Genomic DNA, 26,958 nt, shown 5'->3' with positions numbered 1-26,958 from the left:
TACCTCAAACGCTTGACCCTCGAACTCCAAGGCGCACGGAAGCGTCTCACGCGGTTCGAGTCGCTGAACGGACCGGTCGCCGTCGTCGGAGTCGGCTGTCGTTTTCCAGGCGGCGTGTCGTCGCGGAACGAGTTGTGGGACTTGGTTTCCACAGGTCGCGACGTTGTCAGCGACTTTCCGTCCGATCGTGGCTGGGACGATGCGCTCTACGATCCCGATCCGGACGCGCCCGGTAGGTCCTACGTGCGAACCGGCGGATTCCTATACGGCGCCGCCGATTTCGATGCTGCGTTCTTCGGAATAGGTCCGCGTGAGGCGACGGCGATGGATCCACAGCAGCGGGTTCTGCTGGAAGTGGCATGGGAGGCGCTGGAAGACGCGGGCATCGATCCGGTGTCGTTGCGGGGCAGCGATACCGGAGTATTCGCGGGCGTCGGTGGATGTGTCTACGGTGTCGACAACCAGGACGACACTGTCGACGGCTATCGCGTCAGTGGCATGCTCGCGAGTGTCGTGTCCGGTCGTATTGCCTATTCCCTTGGATTGGTCGGCCAAGCCGTGTCGGTGGACACCGCGTGCTCGTCCTCGCTTGTCGCGATCCATCAGGCCTGCGCTGCATTGCGATCCGCTGAATGCGGCCTCGCGCTGGCAGGTGGGGTCACTGTGCTGACGATCCCGACGATGTTCACGGAGTTCAGTCGGCAGCGTGGGCTGGCGCCGGACGGTCGGTGTAAGTCGTTCTCCGACAGCGCTGATGGTGTGGCGTGGGGTGAGGGTGCAGGAATACTTGTGCTCGAACGGCTGGCGGATGCGCAGTCGAACGGCCACCGGGTGCTCGGGGTAATCCGTGGCTCAGCAGTGAATCAGGATGGTGCCAGTAACGGTCTGACCGCGCCGAACGGTCCGTCGCAGGAGCGGGTCATTCGCTCGGCATTGGCCAGTGCGGGGTTGCGGACGCAGGACGTCGACCTGGTCGAAGCGCACGGCACCGGCACACCGCTCGGCGATCCGATCGAGGCACAGGCGTTGCTCGCCACCTACGGACGTGACCGGGACGGAGCCGGTCCCCTCTGGTTGGGTTCGGTGAAGTCGAACATGGCCCACACCCAGGCGGCCGCGGGTGTTGCCGGCGTGATCAAGGTGATCGAGGCGATGCGGCACGCTGAGATGCCCGCGACGTTGCATGTGGATTCGCCTTCGTCGCATGTGGATTGGGCCGCAGGTGAGGTCCGGTTGCTGACCGAGGCGCGGACCTGGGAGTCGCCGGACGGTAGAGTTCGTCGGGCAGGCGTGTCGTCTTTCGGGATCAGTGGGACCAATGCACATGTGATCGTCGAGCAAGCACCGCCGGCTGCGGCAACTGTGGCTGCCGAGGTAGCACTTCCTGTCGTGCCGTGGGTTGTGTCCGGTCGGTCGGCGGAAGCCGTTGCTGCACAGTCGGAACGCCTGCGGAGCTGGCTGACTCGTCGTCCGCATACGTCGACGTTGGACGTTGGCGTATCGCTCGCGGCTCGGGCACGCCTCGAGTATCGGGCGGTGGCGGTGGGTGCCGATCGGGAAGAGTCGATGGCAGGGTTGGCTGAACTGGTTGGCGTGCGGGGTGTTTCGGGTGAGACGGTGTTCGTCTTTCCGGGCCAGGGTGCGCAGTGGGCAGGTATGGGCAAGCAACTGTTCGACACGTTCGGTGTATTCGCGAACGCGGTACGCGAGATCTGCGACCCGGCGTGGTTGTTCGATCCGGAGACCGATCTCGATCAAACGGAGCACACCCAGCGCGGACTGTTCGCCGTCGAGGTCGCCTTGGCTCGACTGCTCGAATCGTGGGGCGTCGTACCGGATCTGCTGATCGGGCATTCGATCGGCGAAATCACCGCTGCACACGTTGCAGGCGTGTTGTCGGTCGACGATGCCGTGCGACTGGTGACTGCGCGCGGAGAGTTGATGGCTGCACTACCGCCGGGTGGTGCGATGGTGGCGGTCGAGGTTGGCGAGGACGAAGTCGGGGTACTCCCGATCGGTGTATCGGTTGCGGCGGTGAACGCACCGGGTTCGGTAGTGCTGTCGGGTCCGGAGCTCGGCATCGCGGAGTTCGAGCGCCGCTCGGCGGATCGGCGGACGCGGCGTCTTGCGGTATCGCATGCGTTTCACTCCGAGTCGATGGTGCCGATGCTGGCCTCCTTCGGTGCCCTGGTGGAGAAGTTGACGTTACGTCCACCACGAATTCCTCTGGTGTCGAATGTGACCGGACAGCTCGAATCCGATTTGTTCACCGATCCGAAGTACTGGGTGCGCCATGTGCGTGAGACCGTGCGATTTGCGGACGGCGTCGCGGCAGCGGTTGCTTCGGGGGGCACGCGGTTCGTCGAGGTCGGACCGGGACGTTCGGCGTCGGCAATGGTCGCGGCGACTGTCGGCGCCGATGTGGTGACTGTGGCATCGATGCGACGGGAGCAGCCTGAAGTGCGGTCGCTGCTGACCGGGGTCGGGCAGTTGTTCACGTCGGGAGCCGACGTGGACTGGGCACAGGTGTTTGCCGGCGCGGGTGGGCACCGGGTCGACCTGCCGACCTATGCCTTTCAACGGCAACACTATTGGCTCTCGTCCGCGCGTCGTGACGTGTCGGGTTCGGGATTGGTCGGATGGTCTCATCCGGTCCTGCGTGCGGGGCTCGACGAACCGGATTCGGGTGGAGTGCGGGTGAGCGGCTGGTTGTCGTCGGCCGATCAGCCGTGGCTGTCCGATCATCTGGTCCACGGGCACATCGTCTTTCCGGCAACGGGATTCGTCGACCTTGCGCTGGCGGTCGGCACTTCGTGTGGCCGTCCGGTCGTACAGGAGTTGACACTGCGAGCCCCGCTGGTGATTCCGGCCACCGGAGGTGTGGCGGTGCAGGTGGCGGTGCGTGGCGACGAGGAGGACATCGATCGGACGTTCGCGATCTACTCGAAACGCGACGATGTGCACGACGGTTGGACCTGTCACGCCGAAGGTGTTCTTGCCGAAAGCGTTGTCGCAGAGCATCGACCGAGTGACACGGTCGACACCGTTGCGGTGTGGCCACCCGCCGACGCGGTCGAGCTCGCGATCGACGACCTGTACCACCGACTCGGCGCCGCCGGGCTCGAATACGGTCCGACGTTCCGCGCGTTGCGGCGGGTGTGGCAACACCGCGACGCGCTGCTGGTGGAGGCCGTTGTCGACGAGAACGAGGTCACCACAAGCGCATTCGCGTTCGATCCCCGGCTGCTCGATTCGGTACTGCACGCGCAAGCAGTTGGTCGCGGTGCAGACGACCTCGAGACCATGGTGCCGTTCGCCTGGGAGGGTATCGCGATCCACGCACCCTGCCCCGGTGCTGTTCGCGCGCGCATCGCAACAACCGGCACCAACGGCACAACGATCGACATCGCCGACGCCGCAGGACTACCCGTGTTGTCGGTGCGGTCGATGACCATGCGCGCGGTATCGACCGATGCGATCGCGCAGCACGACCGAACGTCCTACGTCGTCGACTGGGTGCCGGTTTCCGAGTCTGCGACACCTCCGGTGGACTGGGCGTGGTGGCGCGACGTTGCGGCCGGTGAATCGCAAGTGCCGGGTGTCGTCGTCGTCGATTGCAGGAGAGTTGTTCTGGCGCAGGCGAACCCGCACGATGTAGGAACAGCATGCTTGAACACCTTGACGGCGGTGCAAGAGTGGATCAGTGATCCGCGGTTCACCGACGCGCGCCTTCTGGTTGTGACCTCGGGTGCAGTCGGGAAGGAAGACGGTGACGTCACCGACCTGGCAGGCTCCGCCGTGTGGGGACTGCTCCGCTCCGCGCAGGCGGAGGAGCCGGATCGGTTCGTACTCCTCGACGTCGACGCTCACACCGAGATCGGCGGGCCGCTCATCGAACGTGTGTCGGCGTCCGGAGAACCGCAGCTGCTGTTACGGGACAACGAAATTCGGGCGGCTCGCTTGGTCAGGTCGGTTCGCGCTGTACCGACGACTCCCATCGCCGCTGGGGCAGTACTCGTGACCGGCGGGACCGGCGTCGTCGGTGCTGCGCTCGCCCGACACCTCGTCGATGTTCATGGAGTGCGCGACGTCGTGCTGGCGAGCCGGCGTGGCGACGCGGGTGTAATCGCGGAGGAACTACGGTCGGCAGGCGCGCGTGTACAGACCGAGCAATGTGACGTTGCCGATCGCACCGCGCTGCAGCGCTTGGTAGCCGGGATCGTCGCCGAGCGTCCGCTGGTCGGCGTAGTCCATGCGGCGGGCGTGCTGGACGACGGTGTCATCGCCTCGCTGACCGCTGAGCGACTGTCCACTGTTGCCGCTCCGAAGGTCTCGGGTGCGTGGCACCTGCACGAGGCAACCGAGGGCCTTGACCTTTCGTTCTTTGTGCTTGTCTCGTCGGTCGCGGGTGTGCTCGGCTCTGCTGGTCAGGGCAACTATGCCGCAGCCAACGCGTATCTCGACGGTCTCGCGTCCTACCGTCGGGCCCGCGGACAGGCTGCCGTGGCCCTGGCTTACGGGCCATGGGCTGGACCGGATGGCATGGCAGGCAGGGCGGACGAGGTCACCCGTAACCGTGCTGCCCGCAGCGGTATTCGCACTATCGCGCCGGCGGCCGCGCTGTCGGCGTTGGACGATGCGCTCGGATCGCCGCACGCAGTGCTGATTCCGGTTCGGTTGGAACTCGGTTCGGTGGATCCCGCCTCTGTACTGCCCCCGATCTTCGATGCGGTCGCGCCGAGCCGTCGCCGTGGGGCGGTGTCCGGCTCGTCTGCGGTCGTAGTCGATCTGGCTGCGCTCGCACCGGGCAAACGGCACGCAGTAGTCGTCGAGTTGATTCGCAAGCATGCCGCGGCCGTCCTCGGACACACAGGCGCGGCAGCCATCGAGCCGGACAGGCCCTTCCAGGAAATAGGATTCGACTCCCTCGCGGCCGTCGAGTTTCGCAACCGGCTCAAGTCCGCGACGGGTGTAAATCTGCCGGCAACCGCTGTATTCGACTATCCGACACCGACCGCGATCGCAAACTACATCGCAGCTCGGCTCGCCGACCCGGAAGCCGATTTGACAGCGCCCGACGACGGCCGGATCCGTGCACTGCTTGCGACGATCCCACCCGAACGACTGCGCAGAGCGGGTCTGCTCGACGCGATCCTGGCGCTTGCCGACGGTGGCGATGCACCCGATGCACCTGATTCGTCGAATGGTAGTCGGGCAGAAGAGATCCGGGACATGGACGAGGAAAGCCTGATCCGTCTGGTACTCGGCGACCCCGATGAGCGGGATCGGTCGTCATGAGCAACTCGGACAACAGGCTTGTCGAAGCCCTCCGGCGATCGGTGCTGGAGATCGACGAACTGCGCACGAAGAACAAACAATTGGCGACTGCGCGCACCGAACCCATCGCGATCGTCGGCGCTTCGTGCAGGTTGCCCGGTGGTGTGGCGTCGCGCGATCAGTTGTGGGACATGGTCGCAGACGGGCGCGACGCCATCGGAGGTTTCCCGACGGATCGGGGTTGGAGCGCCGACCTTTACGATCCCGAGCCTGGCAGAGCTGGACGATCGTACGTCCGCAACGGCGGATTCCTCTACGACGCAGGCGATTTCGACGCCGCATTCTTCGGGATCAGTCCACGCGACGCGCTTGCCACCGATCCACAGCAACGGCTGCTGCTCGAGACGTCGTGGGAAGCGCTCGAAGATGCCCGGATCGACCCGGTCTCGTTGCGCGGCAGCGATACCGGCGTATTCACAGGCGTGATGTACCACGACTACGGGCACACGAACCAGTTGGGCTCGGTTGTGTCCGGGCGGATCGCGTACTCGTTCGGCCTGACGGGGCCTGCGGTCACTCTCGACACAGCGTGTTCGTCCTCGTTGGTTGCGATGCATCAGGCAGCGGCGGCGTTGCGTGCGGGCGAATGCGGTCTTGCACTCGTCGGCGGTGTGTCGGTCATGGCGACGCCGAGTGTCTTCGTCGAGATGTCGCGGCAGCGCGGACTCTCTCCCGACGGGCGATGCAAGTCCTTTGCCGCAGCGGCAGACGGTGTCGGGTGGGCCGAAGGTGCGGCCATGGTTGTGCTGGAACGGCTTTCGGCGGCCAAGCGGAATGGTCGGCGAATACTGGCGGTGATGCGTGGTTCAGCGGTCAATCAGGACGGCACAAGCAACGGCCTGACGGCGCCGAACGGTCCCGCGCAGGAGCGAGTCATCCGTGCGGCACTGGCAAACGCGGGGCTCGGCACGGACGATGTGGACATCATCGAGGGCCACGGCACAGGAACCACACTCGGCGATCCGATCGAGGCCGGAGCAATCGTCGCCACCTACGGCAGCGACCGCTCGCGACCCATCTGGCTTGGCTCGATCAAGTCGAACATCGGTCATACGCAAGCCGCGGCCGGTGTAACCGGCGTGATCAAGATGGCCATGGCGATGCGCCACGGAGTTATGCCCGCAACCTTGCATGTCGATGCTCCGAGCCCACATGTCGACTGGCCTGCGGAGGCTGTCCGACTGCTCACCGAGGCGCAGCCGTGGAACACTGCCGGGCGCCCACGACGAGCCGGTATCTCGTCGTTCGGGATCAGCGGAACGAACGCACACATCATCCTCGAAGAGCCGCCTGCCCAGGTGCCGACCGAGAAGCAGACCCCGCAGCAGGCCCCGACGGCGGCGCCAGTGCCCTGGGTGTTCTCAGGGAAGACCCCGGAAGCCGTTCTCGCGCAGGTTTCTCGAACGCGAGATTGGGCATCGACGACGCGGGAAGCCTCGGTAGCGGATATCGGTGTTTCCCTCGCGGCCCGTGCCCGCATGCAGCACCGCACAGTCGTATTCGGTTCCGACCGCGACGAACTGCTTGCTGCGCTGTCGGATTCGGCCATTGGGCAGGCGCTCGCAGGCAAGACGGTGTTCGCGTACCCGGGTCAGGGATCCCAGCGCCTCGGGATGGGGCAGCGCCTGCACGCGACGTTCCCGGTGTTTCGCACGGCTTTCGACGAAGCCCTTGCCGCCGTCGAGGCGCACACGGGTACGTCGTTGCGGTCGGTGGTCTGGGGCGACGACGCACCGGCATTGGCACAGACGTCGGTCGCCCAGACCGGCTTGTTCGTCGTCGAGGTTGCGCTCACCAGGTTGCTCGAGTCGTGGGGCGCCGGTCCCGATCTCGTGTTCGGTCATTCGGTCGGCGAAATCACCGCCGCCCACGTAGCCGGGGTGCTGTCGCTCGACAACGCTGCGCTGGTTGTGGCAGCGCGTGCTCGTTCGATGCAGGCTCTCCCGTCCGGTGGCGGAATGTTGGCGGTGGCCGGTTCCGTCGCCGACCTGACTCCGCTCTTGCCGTCCGGCGTCGAGATCGCTGCGGTGAACGGCCCGAATGCAGTTGTGCTCTCCGGGACATCGGAGATGTTGGCAGAGATCGCCGCGGAGGTAGGTCGGCGAGGACGGAAGTCGACCACGTTGTCCGTCTCGCACGCGTTCCACTCCGCGTCGATGGATCCGATCCTCGACGACTTCATGGCGGCGATCGCGGAGACAGAGGTCTTGCCACAGCGGATCCCTGTTGTCTCGAATCTCTCGGGCGATCTCGCCGCCGACGATTTCGGGACGCCACGATACTGGCGAGATCACATTCGCAGACCTGTGTTGTTCGCCGCCGGCGCCGCTGCCGCAATCGCTGACGGCGCAACGCGATTCGTCGAAGTGGGTCCAGGTACCGCACTGGCAACGATGCTCTCGGCAGACGACGACAGCGCGACCGTTGCGGTGCCGCTGCTGCGTGGCGACGGTGACGAAGTCGACGCCCTCCTCACCGGGCTCGGACGTTTCCATGCGGCGGGCGGTGTTGTCGACTGGTCTCGATATTTTGCGGGAACGGGCGCACGTCAGGTTGATCTACCGCTGTATCCATTTCAGCGGCAACGTTTCTGGCTTACCAAGGTAGGCGGTGCCGTCGCGGACGTCGGTCTCGGGTCGACCGGCCACCCGCTCGTCGCAGCCATGGTCGAGTCGCCAACGTCGGGTGGTGTGATCATGACGGGCCGGTTGTCGCTGCAATCGCACCCCTGGCTGTCCGACCACCGAATCTTCGGCCACGCTTTGCTTCCAGGCGCGGCTTTCGTCGAACTTCTACTGCGCGCCGGCGACGAGGTCGGCGCTACTGCTCTGCGGGAGATGACGATTCGCGCAGCACTGCCGCTGCCTGAAACCGGCGGAGTTGCGATCCAGGTGGTCGCCGAGTCGGATCAGGGTGACGGGCACGCTGTTGCGGTGTATTCGCGGGGCGACCGCGCACACGAATGGACACTGCACGCGGAGGGAACGCTGGCCGAAGCAACGTCGGTGCCCGCGGACGATCGGTCGGTCTGGCCTCCCGTTGGCGCGACCTCGCTCGACGTGTCGAAGGGCTACGAGAACCTGGCCGATCACGGCTACGGGTACGGCAACGCTTTCCGTGGGGTGCAGCAACTCTGGCAGGCTGATGGAGCCGTACTCGCCGACGTCGTGGTGCCGTCCGGTGTCGACACCGACGGCTTCGGCATACACCCCGCCCTGCTCGACGCAATCCTGCACGCGGGTTTGGTTGCCTCGCGGAGGGACACCGCCGCACTACCTTTCGCCTGGCAGGACGTCGAACTGCACGCAACTGGCGCGACTGCCGTCAGGGTCCGCATCACGCCGTCCGGCCCCGACGCTGTATCCGTAGTGGTCAGCGACCGAACCGGTCGCCCCGTGTTCTCCGCGCAGCGGATCGTCGCGAGGCCGGTCGCGTTGGAGCAGCTGAATATTGCTGCACCGGAACATGATTTGCTGTTCCGCATCGACTGGCAGCCGATCGAACCGCCTGCCGCTGTCGCCGTCGTCTCGACCACGTGGGAGGACATCGCTGCGGGCGGAGAGGTGGCGCCGGTCATCGTCGCTCGGTGCATACACTCCGGTGTCGGTTCCCCAACGGCGGCTCGAGCGAGCACGAGCCGCATACTCGTTGTCTTGCAGGCATTTTTGGGTGACGAACGGTTCGCTGACAGCCACCTGGTTGTTGTCACCAGCGGTGCGGTGGCACTGCCGGGGAGCGATGTATCCGATCTCGCTGTAGCGCCGATTTGGGGACTCGTGCGAGCCGCGCAAGCAGAGCAACCGGGACGGATCATCCTCGTCGACGTCGACGCGACCGCTGCCCTCGAGATCGGTGTACTTGTCGGGACCGCAGAGCCGGAGTTCGCCGTCCGCAACGGCCAGTATCTCGTGCCACGACTCGCGCCGGTCGAGCAGGCGCGCAGGACGGATGTCCTCGATCCGAACTGTTCCGCTGGAACGATATTGGTCACGGGTGGCACGGGTGTGCTCGGCGCGCATGTCGCAGCACACCTCGTACGTGAACACGGCGCGCGCCGTCTTGTACTTGCGAGCAGGCGCGGTCCGGACGCTCCGGGTGCTGCCGACGTCCGTGCACGTCTAGTCGAACTCGGCGCGCGCGTCGACGTCGTTGCGTGCGACATCGCCGATCGAGAGGCATTGCGCCGCTTGCTGAACGACATCTCCGAGACCGGTCAACTCACGGGTGTGGTGCACACGGCCGGCATTCTGGACGACGGTGTCATCGCGTCGCTTACCGACGAACGACTCGACAACGTCTTCGCTGCGAAGGTCGACGGCGCCTGGAATCTGCACGAACTGACGATGGATTGCAAGCTCGGACTGTTCGCCCTGTATTCCTCGGTCGGCGGAATGGTTCTGCCGATCGGCCAGGGCGGGTACGCGGCGGCAAACGTGTACCTCGATGCGCTCGCCGCGTATCGACGCGGACTCGGACTCGCGGCAACGTCATTGGCCTGGGGTCCGTGGGATGGTGCGCGAATGGGCCTGGAAGTCACCGACTTGCAGATGCAGCGAATTCGGCGCAGTGGCATCATGCCGTTGGACCCCGCCACTGCAATGCGGCTGTTCGACAGCGCGATCTCGGGACCCGACGCGATCGTGCTGCCCGCTCACATCGATCGCACCGCCTTACGCACTGCAGGAGGGGAGTTGCCTGCGCTGCTGCGTGGTCTCGTGCCGAGCGGCGCACGGAGTCGGGCGGAAGCCGGTGACGAGTCTGCGGCGAACCTCGCGAAACTTGCTGCGCTACCGGGCGATCGACGCCGTGAGTACGTAGTCGAACTGCTGCGCCGGATTGTCGCTGAGATCCTCGGCCACGGGTCGGCATCGGAGATCGAACCTGACATCGCCTTCAGTGAACTCGGATTCGATTCACTCGCTGCCATCGAAATGCGCAACAAGCTCAGGTCGGCGACGGGCCTCAACGCCGGTGTGGCGGTGGTCTTCGATTACCCGACTGTGACAAAGCTGTCCGATTGGTTGCTGGAAAGGCTCGGCTATACCGACGAGTCGACGTCGGACCGCGCGACCGATGCCGACCTCCGGCGCCGACTCGCGAGTATTCCGCTCGGGGCGCTGCGCACGAGCGGCATGCTCGAACCACTGCTGCGACTGGCTGTTACAAGCGGAACGAACGACGATTCGGTTGTGGCTGATCCAATCGGGGCGGCCGGACCGAACACAAACGGACCAACGATCGACGACATGGATTCCAGTGAACTGATCCGGCACGTCCTCGCCTCGCAGCAACGACCGGAATGGGAGCAGTGATGACCTCGACCGATGAGGTGCTGAACGCTCTGCGCGTCGCGGCAAAAGAAAACTCGTACCTGCAGAACGAGATTGCCACGCTGCGCCGGCGGGGTTCGGAACCGATCGCGATCGTCGGCGTCGGTTGCCGCTACCCCGGTGGTGTCGATTCACGGGAATCGTTCTGGGACTTGGTGGCTAACGACCGTGACGTCGTCGGAGCCTTTCCGAACGACCGCGGGTGGAACCCGGAGGTCTACAACTCGCCGAGCAACGACGACGGCAAGTCCTCCACCCGGTCCGGCGGATTCCTCTATGACGCTGCCGATTTCGATGCGGGCTTCTTCGGAATATCGCCGAGGGAAGCGTTGGCGTCGGATCCGCAGCAGCGGGTGTTGCTCGAGGTGGCGTGGGAGGCACTCGAGGATGCGGGTATCGATCCGACATCGCTGCGCGGCAGCGCAACCGGTGTGTTCGCCGGGGTCATGCACCACGACTATGCCGGAGTCGGTGGAACGGGATCACTGGTGTCGGGCCGAATCTCCTATGTCTTCGGCCTGGAGGGACCCGCGGTGTCGGTGGACACGGCGTGTTCGTCGTCGTTGGTCGCGGTGCATCAGGCGGTGCAGTCGTTGCGGTCCGGCGAGTGCGATTTGGCCCTTGCTGGTGGTGTGACCGTGCTGGCGACACCGTGGCTGTTCGTCGAATTCACCAGGCAGAGAGCCCTATCCGCAGACGGTCGGTGTAAGTCGTTTTCTGATTCGGCTGATGGGGTTGGGTGGGGTGAGGGTGCGGGTTTGGTTGTGTTGGAGCGGTTGTCGGATGCGGTGGCGTGTGGTCGTCGGGTGTTGGGGGTGGTGCGGGGTTCTGCGGTGAATCAGGATGGTGCGTCGAATGGGTTGACGGCGCCTAATGGTCCGTCGCAGGAGCGGGTGATTCGGTCGGCGTTGGCGTCGGCGGGGTTGGTGTCGGGTGATGTGGATGTGGTGGAGGGGCATGGGACGGGGACGGCGTTGGGGGATCCGATCGAGGCGCAGGCGTTGTTGGCGACGTATGGCCAGAATCGGGAAAACGGTCCGGTGTGGTTGGGGTCGGTGAAGTCGAATATGGGTCATACGCAGGCGGCGGCGGGTGTGGCGGGTGTGATCAAGGTGGTGGAGGCGATGCGGCGGGGGGTGATGCCGGCGTCGTTGTTTGGGGGTGTGCCGTCGTCGCATGTGGATTGGTCGGTGGGTGCGGTGCGGTTGTTGGGTGAGGCGCGGGTGTGGGAGTCGAAGGGTCGGCCGCGGCGGGCGGGGGTGTCGTCGTTCGGGATCAGTGGGACGAATGCGCATGTGATTGTGGAGGAAGCGCCTCCCGTGCTGGTTGCGGCTGATCCGGTGGTGACGGCGTCTGTGTCGGTGGTGCCGTGGGTGGTGTCGGGTCGGTCGGCGGATGCTGTTGTTGCACAGTCGCTTCGGCTGCGGCGGTGGCTGGACGTGCATCCTGACGTGTCTGCGGTGGATGTCGGAGTGTCGTTGGCGGGTAGGGCGCAGTTGCCGTGGCGGGCGGCGGTGGTCGATCCGGCTGGGCTCGAGGCTGTGGTTCCGGTGAAGGTTGTTGCGGGGAAGACGGTGTTCGTGTTCTCGGGGCAGGGTGCGCAGTCTGCTGCGATGGGTAGAGAGTTGTTCGAGGCGTTTCCGGTGTTCGCGGATGCAATCACACAGGTGTGTGATCCGGGATGGTTGTTCGACAGTGGAACGGATCTGGATCGGACGGACAACACCCAGCTCGCGTTGTTTGCGGTGGAGGTGGCTCTCTGTCGCCTTCTCGAGTCGTGGGGTGTGATTCCGGATGTGGTGGTGGGGCATTCGATCGGGGAGATCGCGGCGGCGCATGTGGCGGGGGTGTTGGATCTGGCGGATGCGGTGCGGTTGGTGACGGCGCGGGGTGCGTTGATGGCGGCGTTGCCTGCGGGTGGGGCGATGCTGGCGGTGGAAATCGCTGAGGCTGACATTGCGGATCTACCTGTGGGGGTGTCGATCGCGGGGATCAACAGTCGTTCGTCGGTGACGGTGTCGGGTCCGGTGGCGGGGATCGAGGAACTGGAAGCAAGGTGGTCGGATCGGCGCACGAAACGACTGGCGGTCAGTCATGCGTTCCACTCGGCACTGATGGATCCGATGCTGGCGGAGTTCGCGGCGGTGGCACAGACACTGACCTGGAACCTGCCTCGTATTGCGTTGGTGTCGACTGTGACCGGGCAGTTGGAAACGGAGTTGTTCATTGATCCGGGGTATTGGGTGCGGCAGGTGCGGGAGCCGGTCCGGTTCGCTGATGGGATCAGTGCGGCGAAGGCGGTGGGTGGCAGCCGGTTCGTTGAGGTCGGTCCGGATGCGCAGTTGTCGGCGGTGATCGATGCCGATGCTGTGGTTGCTGTGCAGCGTCGTGGTCGGTCGCAGGTGCAGACGCTGGTGCGGGCGGTGGCGGATGCGCATTGTCACGGTGTGTCAGTGGAGTGGGCACGCTTCTTTGCGGGTGTGGGTGGGCAGCGGGTGGATTTGCCGTCGTATGCGTTTCAACGCCAACGCTATTGGCAGGTTGCGCCCTCAGCCGAACCGACGCCCCGTGGATTCGAGAACATGACGCATCCGTTCCTCGGTGCAGCAGTGGCGCTCGCCGCGTCCGGCGAACGTGTTGTAACCGGGCGGTTGTCGACGGCGTCGCAGCCATGGCTAGCCGATCACGTGGTGTTCGGTTCGGTGCTGCTACCGGGATCTGCCCTGGTGGAGTTGGCTTGTGCAGCAGGCGGTCTAGCGGGGTGTGCCAGGATCGAGGAATTGGTGCTGGAGTCGCCGGTGGTGTTCGAGCCGGGCGACGCTGTTGCAGTGCAGGTGAGCATCGCTGCGCCGGACGCGAAAGGTCATCGCACTGTGGTGATCTACTCGAGCCTCGAGAGCGACGGTGAGCCGGCGGCGTGGGTTCGAAATGCTGCTGGATCCTTGTCGCCTGCAACTGCGGACGACATCGGCAACCGCACATCGATGAACGGCGACGTTTGGCCACCCGACGACGCGACACCGGTGTCGACAGCGGATCTCTACGCCAAGCTGAACAAGCTCGGCTACGAGTACGGCCCCACATTCCAATGCACGCGATCAGTGTGGCGACGTGGCGACGCCGAACTCTGGGCGGAGGTCGAACTCGTCGGTGGCGCATCAGGTTTCGGGATACATCCCGCGATCCTCGACGCGGCCTTCCATGCGGCGACCGCCGCGGCAAGCGATCGACTGAAGCCGGGACAGGTGTTGCTGCCCTTTGTATTCAGGGAAGTGCAGGTGTATCGGCCGGATGTGACAGCGGTACGCGTTGCGATGCAGGTCGAAGCGGACGGAGTCAGAGCTGTGGTGGCAACTGACGCCGCAGGCCTGCCGGTCTGGTCGATTTCCGCACTCGACGCGCGAGGTGTGACCGCGAAGTCGCTACGTAGCGACGAGAGGTTGTTTGCAGTCGACTGGCTCCCGGTCGTCGGTGCAGCCGAGTTGCCCGTCGGAGGACCGGTGTGGGGGATCGGCGACCCAGTGGAGCTGGGTGTCGTGGTGCGATGGTTCGCGGATGTGGCCGCTGTGGTCGAAGCGCGTGACTTGCCCGCATCGAAGGAGCACGAGCCGCCACCTGTGGCCGTCGTGCTGCCCTGCGCCGGACATACGGGTTCAGCCGAAATCGCTACGCACGTAGACGAAATGACTAATGCGGCGTTGCTGACACTGCAGGATTGGCTTGCCGCTGACATGTCGGTGCCACTTCTTGTGGTTACGAATGGTGCGGTTGCGATGCGAGCCGGCCCCACTCAAGCGCCGCTGGCGCAGGCTGCGGTGTGGGGATTGGTGCGCTCGGCTCAGTTGGAGTTCCCAGGGCGATTCGTCCTGATCGATGTAGATGCCGACGCCGACTTCGAGAAGACTTGGCCGACTGCCGTATCGGGGCTCGAGTCGCAACTGCTGCTGCGGGACGGGCGGTTGTCTGCGCCGCGCTTGGTGCCTATCGAACCGGTCCCTGCTGCTGCCGGGTTGGGTTGGGACGCAGATGGTTCGGTACTGATCACCGGTGGCGGTGGAGCGTTGGGTGCGGTGGTAGCTCGGCATCTGGCGTCCGAGCACGGGATCAAGCATCTGGTCTTGGCAAGTAGGCGTGGTGCCGGAGCGACGGGGGACTACCGCCGCGGTGCCGAAGAACTGACGGCGGAGTTGACAGCACTCGGTGCGCAGGTGCGGTGGGTCGCGTGTGATGTGTCCGATCGAGAGTCCGTCGCGTCGATGCTCGCAGGTATCGATCCCGAGCATCCCCTCACTGCCGTCGTGCACACAGCCGGCGTGCTCGACGACGGTGTGCTGTCGGCATTGACACCGGACCGCATGCGAGAGGTGCTGGCACCGAAAGCTGTCGGGGCTTGGCATCTGCATGAACTCACTCGCCACCTTGACCTCGCGGGTTTTGTGCTGTTCTCCTCGGTCGCCGGTACGGTGGGCGCTCCGGGACAGGCGAACTACGCGGCGGCGAATGCCTATCTCGACGCCCTCGCCGAGTACCGCCGCTCGCAAGGGCTGCAGGCGATATCGGTGGCGTGGGGACTGTGGGATTTGACGGCAGGTATGGCGGGGTCCCTCGACCGTAACGACCGCGCACGGATGAATCGAAACGGATTGGTAGCGATGTCGTCGAACGAGGCGCTCGAGTTGTTCGAGCTGGCGCTGACGTCGGACCGGAGCACAGTCGTTGCGGCTCGATTCGATCGTGCCGGGGTGCAGGCGCAGGTGACAGCGTTCGGGTCGGTGCCGCCCATGTTACGCGGGTTCGTGCGTTCGTCTGCTCGTGCTGCAGACGGGGAGGAGACGGCAGCGGCAAAGGCGGCGTTGGTAATTCGTCTTTCGAGGCTGTCGGAAGACGAGCGGTCCGGGGTGTTGTCCGACCTGGTGCGAGGTCATGTCGCTGCGGTACTCGGTCATCCGAGCCCGGATGCCGTCGATCCTGATCTTGCGTTCCAGGATCTGGGTTTCGACTCCTTGGCGGCGGTCGAGTTCCGTAACCGTCTGGCGAACGCTACCGGCGTCACACTTGCTGCGACGGTGGCTTTCGACCATCCCACGCCGAAGGCCCTCGCCACCCATCTGATTTCGGTACTGTCGACCGAACAGGGTCCTGATCCTCTCGATAACGCTCTCGAAGCTCTTGCGGCACAGCTTGATACACGTGCTCTCGGTGTCGAGGAAACGCGGCAGGTAGTGACCCGCCTGCGGCGGATCCTCGCCAGGATCGACGATGGCGACCCCGACAGGAGTGGCGTGTACGACGACGACATCCGAGGGGCGACCGAGGACGAACTCTTCGATCTGCTCGACGGGGAACTCGGATGACGCCCGCCACGAACGACGACAAGCACCTCGACTACCTCAAGCGGGCGGCCCTGGAGGTGCGCAGCCTCCGCAGACGTCTACACGAAGTCGAGAGCCAAGCGCATGAACCGATCGCGATCGTCGGGGTGGGGTGCCGTTTCCCCGGCGGTGTGACATCGCGAGATGCGTTGTGGGAGATGGTGGCCGATGGACGCGATGTGATCGGAGACTTTCCGGCCGATCGGGGCTGGGATGTCGCTGGCTTGTTCGATCCTGACCCGGACGCCCGCGGGAAGTCGTATGCGCAATCGGGTGGGTTCCTCTACGAGGCCGGTGATTTCGACGCCGGCTTCTTCGGCATCGGACCACGTGAGGCGCTCGCGATGGATCCGCAGCAGCGGGTGCTGCTCGAGGTTGCGTGGGAGGCGCTCGAGGATGCGGGCATCGATCCGTTGTCGTTGCGAGGCAGCGACACCGGTGTGTTCGCCGGAGTGATGTACCAGGACTACCTCTTTGCCGCGGCGACGAGCGATCGAAGCGACGAGGTGGAGGGCTACCTCAGTGCAGGTGGCGGTGGGAGCGTCGTGTCGGGGCGGATCTCGTATTCGCTCGGCTTGGTCGGCCCTGCGGTGTCGGTCGATACGGCGTGTTCGTCGTCGCTCGTGACGCTGCATCAGGCGTGTGCGGCACTACGCACGGGTGAATGCGGGATGGCGCTGGCTGGCGGCGTCACGATCTTGGCAACACCGGCGATGTTCGTCGAATTCAGTAGGCAGCGCGGTCTGGCACCAGACGGTCGTTGTAAGTCGTTCTCCGACAGTGCAGATGGTGTCGCGTGGGGTGAGGGAGCCGGGATTCTTGTGCTCGAACGGCTGTCGGAAGCCCAGGCGAAAGGGCGTCGAATTCTCGGAATCGTCCGTGGGTCGGCGGTGAACCAGGACGGATCGTCGAACGGTTTGACCGCCCCCAACGGTCCGTCGCAGGAGCGGGTCATTCGATCGGCATTGGCGAATGCAGGCTTGACCGAGGCGGACGTCGACGTCGTCGAAGCGCACGGAACGGGAACCCCGCTCGGCGACCCCATCGAGGCGCAAGCGTTGCTGGCCACGTACGGCCAGAATCGTGAAAACGGTCCGGTGTGGCTGGGCTCGGTGAAGTCGAATATGGGTCACACCCAGGCTGCTGCCGGTGTTGCCGGGGTGATCAAAATGGTGGAGTCGATGCGCCGCGGGGTAATGCCTGCGACGTTGCATGTGAATTCGCCGTCCTCGCATGTGAATTGGAATGTGGGACAGGTGCGCCTGCTGACGGAGGCGCGGCCGTGGGAATCGGAAGCTGGTCGGCCGCGGCGGGCGGGCGTGTCGTCGTTCGGGATCAGCGGTACGAATGCGCATGTGATCGTGGAGGAAGCGCCGCCACGCGACGTTGCGGCAGCGCTGACGACTGTGTCGTTGCCGGTGGTGCCATGGTTGGTGTCAGGCCGGTCTGCGGATGCTGTTGGAGCGCAGGTACGCCGGTTGCAACGGTGGTTGGACGCCGACCCCGACGTGTCGACGGTGGATGTTGCTGTGTCGTTGGCGGGTCGGGCGCAGTTGCCATGGCGTATAGCGGTTCTCGATCCGGCGGACCTGGGTGCAGCGGTACCGGTTCGGGCGAGCACAGGCAAGACGGTGTTCGTGTTCTCGGGTCAGGGTGCGCAATTGCCGGGTATGGGCAGAGAGCTGTTCGAGTCCTTTCCCGTGTTCGCTGCTGCAATCCGCGAGGTCTGCGATCCGCAGTGGTTGTTCGATCCGGCAACGGATTTGAATCGGACGGACAACACCCAGCTAGCCCTGTTCAGCGTCGAGGTCGGTCTGTTCCGCCTGTTGGAGTCGTGGGGCGTGACAGCGGATCTTCTGGTCGGGCATTCGATCGGCGAGATCACTGCTGCGTATGTGGCGGGGGTGCTTTCGCTCGACGATGCGGTGCGTCTTGTCACGGCGCGGGGAAAGTTGATGGCCGCATTGCCGTCCGGTGGAGCGATGTTGGCGGTCGAAGCAGCAGAGGGCGAGTTGGCGGAGCTACCTGTCGGAGTGTCGATTGCGGGAGTCAACAGTCCGACCTCGGTAACGGTATCGGGACCGGTCAGTGGCATCGAGGAACTCGAACGGCGTTGGACGGATCGGCGGACCAAGCGTCTGGACGTCAGCCACGCCTTCCACTCGGAGCTGATGGAACCGATGCTCGCCGAGTTCGGTGCGGTCGCCAAGCAGATCGCGTGGAAGAGGCCGCGTATCCCGTTGGCGTCCAACGTCACCGGGAAGCTCGAGTCGGAGTTGTTCACCGATCCGCGGTACTGGGTGCGGCAGGTCCGCGAGTCGGTGCGCTTCGCCGACGACGTCGCGGCAGTGCGCGAGGCGGGTGGCACACGCTTTGTGGAGATCGGTCCGGATGCGGTGCTGTCGGGTGCGATCGGGGCACAGACGGTGATCGCAACACAGCGTCGCGGGCGCCCGGAAGTGGAGACTCTCCTTCGTGCGGTTGCCGACGCGCACTGTTGTGGGATTGCGGTGGACTGGTCGAAGTTCTTCGCTGGTGCGGGCGGTCGGCGGATCGATCTGCCGTCGTACGCATTTGCGCGCCAGCGGTATTGGTTGTCGCCCGCAGCGTCGGTCGCGGATGTCGGCAGCCTCGGAATGACCGCCGTCGAACATCCCCTGCTGTCGGCGTCGATCGGACTGGCGGGGTCGGGCGAACGGGTTGTCACCGGGCAGCTATCGGTTGCATCGCAGCCCTGGCTTGCCGACCACGTCGTCTTCGGCTCCGTGTTGCTGCCGGGGACCGGGCTCGTCGAACTTGCCTCAGCAGCAGGACGTTACGTCGACTGCGCACGAGTCGAGGAGTTGATACTGGAATCGCCTCTGGTCTTCGACGCAGGCGTATCCGTCGACGTTCAAGTAAGCATTGCGCCGCCGGACACCCGGGGTCACTGCGAAATCACGATCTACTCGCGTCCGAACATCGACAGCGAGGTGACGTCCTGGGTCCGGCACGCGGCGGGGACTGTTGCTCCTGTCGTGCCAAGCGCCGCAGTGGCGGAGGCGGTGTGGCCACCGGTCGATGCGACACCGGTGCCGGTCGCGGATCTCTACGCGCGACTTGGTGATCTCGGCTACGAATACGGTCCCGCGTTTCGGGGCGTCCGGTCGGCATGGCGACGCGGCGACGACAAGGTCTACGCGGCCGACGTGTACGTCGAGGTCGAGCTTCCGAGTGACGCGCATGTGGAAACGGCTGGGTTCGGCGTACATCCCGCGTTGTTCGATGCGGCATTCCATGTGGCGATCGCAGCGGCGGGAGATCAGTTCGAGCCGGGGCATGTGCTGTTGCCGTTTGTATTCCGCGGCGTGCAGGTGCACCGCGACGGTGCAGCAGCGGTGCGTGTAACGATGCGAATCGATGCCGACGGCATCCGAGATCTGCTTGCCGTCGATGCCGCAGGGCTGCCGGTGTGGTCCATGGCTGCGCTGGATTCCCGGCCTGCTGATGCGGCCGCATTGCGGTCGGCGGGCGCGGGCGATGCACTGTTGACGACGGTGTGGGAGCCGATTTCGCTGACGCCGGGGAACGGATCACCGATCGTCGCCGTGTTGGGCGAGGTGCCTACGCACGTCCTCGGAGGAGCCGAGGTGAGCGGACGATATGCCGATCCCGCCGAACTTGCAGCCGCCGTCGACGCCGGATCGCCATGGCCAGCGGTGACGGTGTGCGCTCTCGCGCGCGGTGAACTGCAGGCGGACGCTGCGGCGGTGCGCCGCGGAACAGCAGACATGTTAGGTCTGCTGCAGCAGTGGTTTGCCGAGCCGCGTTCGCAGAGTTCACGTCTGGTGGTGGCGACGTCCGAAGCGGTTGGCGTCGACGGTACGGAAGCGGCCGATCTAGTTGGAGCCGCGGTGTCGGGATTGCTGCGCAGCGCGCAGGCCGAACGCCCGGGCGAAGTACTGACCGTTGATCTGGCGGGAGGCGAAAGTCCAGACTGGGCGGCGTTGTTGAGCGCCGCCGAGCCGCGGTTGGCCGTGCGCGGTGACACGGTGTATGCCCAACGACTGAAGGCGACCATCGCTGGTTCCAGCACTCTGGAGTTCGGCACGGGCACAGTGCTGATCACGGGTGGTACGGGCGGATTGGGTGCCCTGGTGGCGCGACATCTCGTAGCGACTTGTGGTGTCGACGATGTGGTGCTGGTGTCGAGACGCGGTGCAGCAGCCGAAGGTGCTGCCGAACTGCGCGCGGATCTCGAAAGGAACGGTGCCACAGTCGATATCGTTGCAGCCGACGTCACCGACCGGGGCGCTGTCGACAACCTCGTCGCCGCACACCCGGGCCTCACCGGTGTCGTTCACACAGCGGGTGTCCTCGACGACGCCACGGTCGACAATCTCACGCCTGAGCAACTCGATCGGGTCATGAGGCCCAAAGTTGATGCGGCTCTTCATCTTCACGAGGCCACTCGACACTTGGCGCTCTCCGCATTCGTTCTTTTCTCGTCGGCGGCGCCGTTGCTCGGCGGTGCCGGGCAGGGCAATTACGCGGCCGCGAATGCTGTGCTCGACGAGCTTGCGCGCGCTCGCCACACCCAGGGACTGCCCGCAGTCTCCATGGCATGGGGTCTGTGGGACCGCACGGTCGGCATGGCGGGAGCCGCTGATCCGGCGGAGTTCACGCGGATCGCGAGGGTGATCAAAGACCGGCTCGGTATGCATGCCTTGACAGTGTCCGAAGGGCTGGCGATGTTCGACGCCGCGCTGACCACCGGAAATTCTGTAGTCGTCCCGGTCAAGCTGGACTTTCCCGGTCTCAGGGCGACCGCTCGTGCAGGGCGACTACATCCCATGCTGCACAGCCTGATCGGGGTGTCGACCACCGCAGCGGACGACGAACTCGCGAGGGCAGCGTTGGCGACTGAACTAGCCGGACTCACCGAAGCGCAGCGGGACAGCTTCCTTCTCGACCTGGTGCGGACACGTACCGCGGCAGCGCTCGGACATCCCGGCGCCGACGCAGTCGATCCCGATCTGGCATTCCAGGACCTCGGCTTCGACTCGCTCGCAGGTATCGAACTCCGTAACAGTCTCGCCCACGCGACCGGCGTCACTCTCCCTGCCACAGCGGTATTCGACTATCCGACACCCACGGCGATCGCGACCTACCTCCGGCAGCAGGTGATCATCGACCCGGCACCACTGGCCGCGACCATGACCGACGACGAACTGCGGCACGCGCTGAAAACGATTCCGCTGGAACGTATGCGGCAGGCTGGGATCGTCGAGTTGCTCGCCGCGCTGACGACAGGGAGCGCAGTGGCCGAAGACAATCGAGCAGCCCACGAAGCGCCGCCGGCAGGCGCCGACGCGATCGCCGATATGGATGCGGCACAACTGATGGAACTCGCCTCCAGGTACGACACATGATCTCCACGACCGAGACGACGAATCGAATCGATTCGCGGACAAGGGGAACCGATGGCTGACTCGCAGGATCCGATGCTCGACGCGCTGCGGCGGTCGATCACCGAAGCGGAACGCCTACGCGCGGAGAACCGGAAACTCACGTTGGAGCGCTCCGAACCGGTGGCGATCGTGGGTGTCGGATGCCGCTACCCGGGTGACGTCACCTCGCGGGATACGTTCTGGGACATGCTGATCGAAGGTCGAGATGTCGTCGGTGAGTTTCCGGAGGATCGTGGCTGGGATGTCGACGGGCTGTTCGATCCGGACCCGGAGGCGCGCGGCAAGTCTTACACGCGGCGGGGTGCGTTCCTCAGCGATGCCGGTGATTTCGATGCAGGGTTCTTCGGGATATCGCCGCGGGAAGCCTTGGCATCGGATCCGCAGCAGCGGGTATTGCTCGAGGTCGCATGGGAGGCGCTGGAGGACGCAGGGATCGATCCGACGTCGCTGCGCGGCAGCGCAACCGGCGTGTTCGCCGGTGTGATGTACCACGACTACGGCTTCGCGGCAGCGATGAGTACACACCGAGACGAATTGGAGGGCTACCTGAGTTCGGGCGGAATGGCGAGCGTCGTCTCGGGTCGCGTCGCGTACTCACTCGGATTGGTAGGCCCGGCGGTGTCGGTGGATACCGCATGTTCGTCGTCGTTGGTCGCGGTGCATCAGGCGGTGCAGTCGTTGCGATCGGGGGAATGCAGCCTCGCACTAGCAGGTGGCGTGACCGTGCTGGCAACGCCCGCAGCGTTTGTCGAGTTCAGTCGGCAGCGGGGTTTGGCTCCGGATGGTCGGTGTAAGTCGTTCTCGGACAGTGCTGATGGGGTTGGGTGGGGTGAGGGTGCGGGTTTGGTTGTGTTGGAGCGGTTGTCCGATGCGCGGTTGAAGGGTCATCGGGTGTTGGGTGTGGTGCGGGGTTCTGCGGTGAATCAGGATGGTGCGTCGAATGGGTTGACGGCGCCGAATGGTCCGTCGCAGGAGCGGGTGATTCGGTCGGCGTTGGCGTCGGCTGGGTTGTCTGGGGTGGATGTGGATGTGGTGGAGGGGCATGGGACGGGGACGGCGTTGGGGGATCCGATCGAGGCGCAGGCGTTGTTGGCGACGTATGGGCAGGGTCGGGGTGAGTGTGGTCCGGTGTGGTTGGGGTCGGTGAAGTCGAATATGGGTCATACGCAGGCGGCGGCGGGTGTGGCGGGTGTGATCAAGGTGGTGGAGGCGATGCGGCGGGGGGTGATGCCGAGGTCGTTGCATGTGGATTCGCCGTCGTCGCATGTGGATTGGTCGGTGGGTGCGGTGCGGTTGTTGGGTGAGGCGCGGGTGTGGGAGTCGAAGGGTCGGCCGCGGCGGGCGGGGGTGTCGTCGTTCGGGATCAGTGGGACGAATGCGCATGTGATTGTGGAGGAAGCGCCGTCGGTCGAGGGTGTAGCGCTGTCGGATGGTGGCGTGGGGGAATCGATTTCGCTCCCGGTGGTGCCGTGGGTGGTGTCGGGTCGGTCGGCGGATGCTGTTGTTGCACAGTCGCTTCGGCTGCGGCGGTGGCTGGACGTGCATCCTGACGTGTCTGCGGTGGATGTCGGAGTGTCGTTGGCGGGTAGGGCGCAGTTGCCGTGGCGGGTGGCGGTGACGGACGTTGCTGGGCTGGAGTCTGTGGTTCCGGTGAAGGTTGTTGCGGGGAAGACGGTGTTCGTGTTGTCGGGGCAGGGTGCGCAGTCGGCGGGGATGGGTCGGGAGTTGTTCGAGGCGTTTCCGGTGTTCGCGGAAGCAATCACACAGATTTGTGATCCGGGGTGGTTGTTCGACGGTGGAACGGATGTGGATCGGACGGACAACACGCAGCTCGCGTTGTTTGCGGTCGAGGTGGCGTTGTTCCGACTTCTCGAGTCGTGGGGTGTGATTCCGGATGTGGTGGTGGGGCATTCGATCGGGGAGGTCGCGGCGGCGCATGTGGCGGGGGTGTTGTCTCTGGCGGATGCGGTGCGGTTGGTGACGGCGCGGGGTGCGTTGATGGCGGCGTTGCCGTCGGGTGGGGCGATGCTCGCGGTGGAGGCTGCTGAATCCGATGTCACGGATCTACCTACTGGGGTGTCGATTGCGGGGATCAACAGTCGTTCGTCGGTGACGGTGTCGGGGCCGGTGGCGGGGATCGAGGAACTGGAAGCGCGGTGGTCGGGTCGGCGCACGAAACGCCTCTCGGTGAGTCATGCGTTTCATTCGGAGTTGATGGATCCGATGGTGGCGGAGTTCGCGGCGGTGGCGCAGGCTCTGACCTGGCATCTGCCTCGTATTGCGTTGGTGTCGACTGTGACCGGGCAGTTGGAAACGGAGTTGTTCACTGATCCGGGGTATTGGGTGCGGCAGGTGCGGGAGCCGGTCCGCTTCGCTGATGGGATCAGTGCGGCGCAGGCGGTGGGTGGCAGCCGGTTCGTTGAGGTCGGTCCTGATGCGCAGTTGTCGGCGGTGATCGATGCCGATGCTGTGGTTGCTGTGCAGCGTCGGGGTCGGTCGCAGGTGAAGATGCTGGTGCGGGCGGTGGCGGATGCGCATTGCCATGGCGTCGCGGTGGATTGGGTGCAGTTCTTTGCGGGGCAGGGTGCGCAGCGGGTGGATTTGCCGTCGTATGCGTTTCAACGCCAACGCTATTGGCTGTCGCCTGCAGTGTCGGCAGGTGATGTAGGCAGCCTCGGTGTGACCGCAGTGGAGCATCCGTTGCTTCGCGCGCTGGTTGCAGTTCCCGGAGGGGAGGTCGTGTTCACAGGGCGGTTGTCGACCTCGTCGCAGCGTTGGCTTTCCGATCACGTCGTCTTCGGGACGATGTTGCTGCCCGGCACCGGCCTCGTCGAGTTGGTTTCTGCAGCAGCCCGATTGCTCGGCTACGACCGCGTGGACGAACTTGTACTCGAGGATCCGCTGGTACTTGCCGAGCACGATGTGGTTGTACGCGTGGTTGTCAGCGCAGGCGACTCAGGGCATCGTCCGGTGGCAGTGCACTCCCGTCCGGACAGCGATGACGCATCCGAGGCAGATTCGGCGGCGTGGGTGCGGCACGCGTCCGGCTCGATATCAGCATCGCTATCAGCACCGATGTCCGAGCAATCGACTGTCTGGCCGCCCGAGGACGCAATTGCAGTCGACGTTGCTGCCGGCTACACGCGGCTAGCAGAGATCGGCTACGGCTACGGACCGGCGTTCCGAGGTGTGCGCCAACTGTGGCGACGTGGGGACGAAGTGTTCGCCGACATCGAAACCGATGGCAGCGCAGCCTCCGGGTACGGAGTGCATCCGGCCGCGTTCGATGCAGCCGTGCACGCGTGGGCGGTCGCGGAAGCCGCTGCACCGCAGTCGGATACGGACCTCGGTGGCGGCAGAGTGTGGTTGCCGTTTTCGTTCCAAGGCGTGTCCGTCGGTGGAGCGGATTCGGCTCGGTTGCGAGTTAGCCTGCGGCGCAATGGCGATCGGCTGGAGCTGACGGCGGTCGATCCGGCGGGGCGTCCCGTCGTGAGCGTCGATGCAGTCGTCTTGGTCTCCGTGTCCAGGCAGCAGCTGGCTGCGGCTGGTGGCCGGCAATCCCTCTATGGCGTCAATTGGGTTGGGGTGCAGGTTGGTTCGGGACTATCCGGGCCACTATGGGGAATTGGGGATCCAGCCGAGGTGGGTATCGGTGTGCGTTGGTTCGCCGATATCGCAGGGGTGGTCGAGGCGCTCGGCGAAGGAGCGCGGCCACCCGTTGCTGTGGTGCTGCCCTGCGCTGGGCTCGCCACGGGTCCGGTCCCGGATGCTGCGCAGGAACTGACGGTCCGGGTATTGGAGCTGCTGCAGGCCTGGAGTCACACGGCCGAGGTCGCGAAAATTCCATTGCTTGTCGTGACCGAGGGTGCAATCGCCGCTGCTGCAGGCGATGTGGTCGAGGGTGTCGCGCAGGCGCCACTGTGGGGCTTGGTTCGTAGCGCGCAGATGGAGTATCCAGGGCGATTCGTCCTCGTGGATCTGGACGGTCACTCGGAAAGCGGACCGATACCGTCCGCTATATGGGCGGCGGCGGTCGCGGGCGCCGAATCCCAGCTTGCTGTCCGACAAGGTCGGATATCGGCACCGCGGCTCGCGCCGGTGGCGGTATCCGGCGAACGAAACGAACTCGGTTGGGATGCCGAGGGAACGGTGTTGATCACCGGTGGCGCAGGAGCATTGGGCATCGTCGTCGCGCGACATCTGGTGTCCGAGTGCGGCATCCGACATGTCGTGATGGCGGGCCGCCGTGGCGGTGCGGTGGCCGGTGCAGCTGAGGTCAGCACGGAACTTGCCGAACTCGGTGCCACGGTTCGGTGGGTGGCCTGCGATGTGGCAGAACGAGATTCGGTGGCAGCCTTGGTGTCGGGTATCGATCCAGCACACCCGTTGACCGCCGTAGTGCACGCTGCCGGTGTCCTCGACGACGGCATGCTGGCCTCGCTGGATGCGCAGCGTGTGTCGACCGTGTTGGCGCCGAAAGTGATGGGTGCGTGGCACCTTCACGATCTGACGAAGGACCTCGACGTGGCTGGTTTTGTTCTCTTCTCCTCCGTCGCGGGCACCATCGGTGCGCCAGGGCAGGCAAGTTACGCGGCGGCCAACGTATTCCTGGATGCGCTGGCGGATCACCGCACGGCGCTCGGACTGTCAGGGTGTTCGATCGCGTGGGGTCTGTGGGACCTGGCGGGTGGCATGGCCGCGGAACTCGACGACACAGGTCGGGCCCGCATGCGTCGCGGGGGACTCGTTGCCATGACGGAGCCCGAAGCGCTTGGACTGTTGGACGCGGCCATAGGCAGCGGTCGAGCTGCCGTCGCTGCGGCACGACTGGATCGGCAGGGGATGGAGGCGCAGGTGGCTGCCCTCGGCGCCGTGCCGCCGATGCTGCGCGGGTTGGTGCGATCACCCGTCACGGCTGGTGACGGCGCGCACGCCGCCGAAGCCGCGGCGGAACTCGCCGCAAGCCTGGTAGGTCTGTCGGACGAAGAGCAACTCCGCGTCCTTTCGGATCTCGTCCGTACTCACGTCGCCGGTGTGCTCGGCCATCCCGGACCCGATGCTGTCGATCCCGAGACGGCCTTCCTCGACCTGGGCTTCGATTCGCTGGCTGCGATCGAACTACGGAACCGACTCTCGCGAGTAACAGGAATCACCCTGCCCGCGACCATCGCCTTCGACCATCCCACCCCGATATCGGTGGCGAAACACATACAGCTGTCGTTGCCGACGTCCGATGGCCCAGACTCGAACCTAGCCCGGCAGATCGACGACATCGAAACCGCACTGACCAATCTGGACGGCGGAAGCCGCGAGCACACGGAGGCGATCCGGCGTCTGCGGCAATTGACATCACGATTCGATGTCTCACACTCGGCGATCGTGCCGTCGAGCGACGACGAGCTGTTCGACTTCATCGACAGTGACCTCGGGCTTGCTGACGCTGGCGACGAATTCTGATGCTGCGCATAA

4 protein-coding genes and 1 pseudogene are annotated in these 26,958 nt (G+C 65.2%); all 5 read left to right on the top strand.

Annotated elements, in window-relative coordinates; genetic code table 11:
• Positions 1 to 99 precede the first annotated feature (99 nt).
• Positions 100 to 5,298, top strand: a pseudogene (locus JGU71_RS05730) (type I polyketide synthase); the annotation flags it as partial.
• Positions 5,295 to 10,649, top strand: a complete 5,355-nt coding sequence (locus JGU71_RS05725; protein WP_199703073.1) for an SDR family NAD(P)-dependent oxidoreductase — start codon at positions 5,295 to 5,297, stop codon at positions 10,647 to 10,649. The pseudogene JGU71_RS05730 and the gene JGU71_RS05725, both read left to right, overlap by 4 nt.
• On the top strand, positions 10,649 to 16,021 hold the full coding sequence (locus JGU71_RS05720; protein ID WP_233528799.1) for a type I polyketide synthase: 5,373 nt from the start codon (positions 10,649 to 10,651) through the stop codon (positions 16,019 to 16,021). Before JGU71_RS05725 ends, JGU71_RS05720 begins: the two co-directional genes overlap by 1 nt.
• Positions 16,018 to 21,450, top strand: coding sequence for a type I polyketide synthase (locus JGU71_RS05715; RefSeq protein WP_199703071.1), 5,433 nt, complete (start codon positions 16,018 to 16,020; stop codon positions 21,448 to 21,450). Before JGU71_RS05720 ends, JGU71_RS05715 begins: the two co-directional genes overlap by 4 nt.
• Before the next feature lie 51 nt (positions 21,451 to 21,501).
• Positions 21,502 to 26,946: a type I polyketide synthase gene (locus JGU71_RS05710; RefSeq protein ID WP_199703070.1), complete on the top strand. Its 5,445-nt coding sequence runs from the start codon at positions 21,502 to 21,504 to the stop codon at positions 26,944 to 26,946.
• Positions 26,947 to 26,958: the final 12 nt, after the last annotated feature.

Source organism: Antrihabitans stalagmiti (assembly GCF_016482825.1).
GTDB classification, from domain to species: Bacteria; Actinomycetota; Actinomycetes; order Mycobacteriales; family Mycobacteriaceae; genus Antrihabitans; species Antrihabitans stalagmiti.
This window is presented reverse-complemented; position numbering and strand designations above follow the sequence as displayed.

Coding starts and splice junctions, on each gene's coding strand:
- JGU71_RS05715 (WP_199703071.1), top strand. CDS start 16,018: ATGACGCCCGCCACGAACGACGACAAGCACCTCGACTACCTCAAGCGG.
- JGU71_RS05710 (WP_199703070.1), top strand. CDS start 21,502: ATGGCTGACTCGCAGGATCCGATGCTCGACGCGCTGCGGCGGTCGATC.
- JGU71_RS05720 (WP_233528799.1), top strand. CDS start 10,649: ATGACCTCGACCGATGAGGTGCTGAACGCTCTGCGCGTCGCGGCAAAA.
- JGU71_RS05725 (WP_199703073.1), top strand. CDS start 5,295: ATGAGCAACTCGGACAACAGGCTTGTCGAAGCCCTCCGGCGATCGGTG.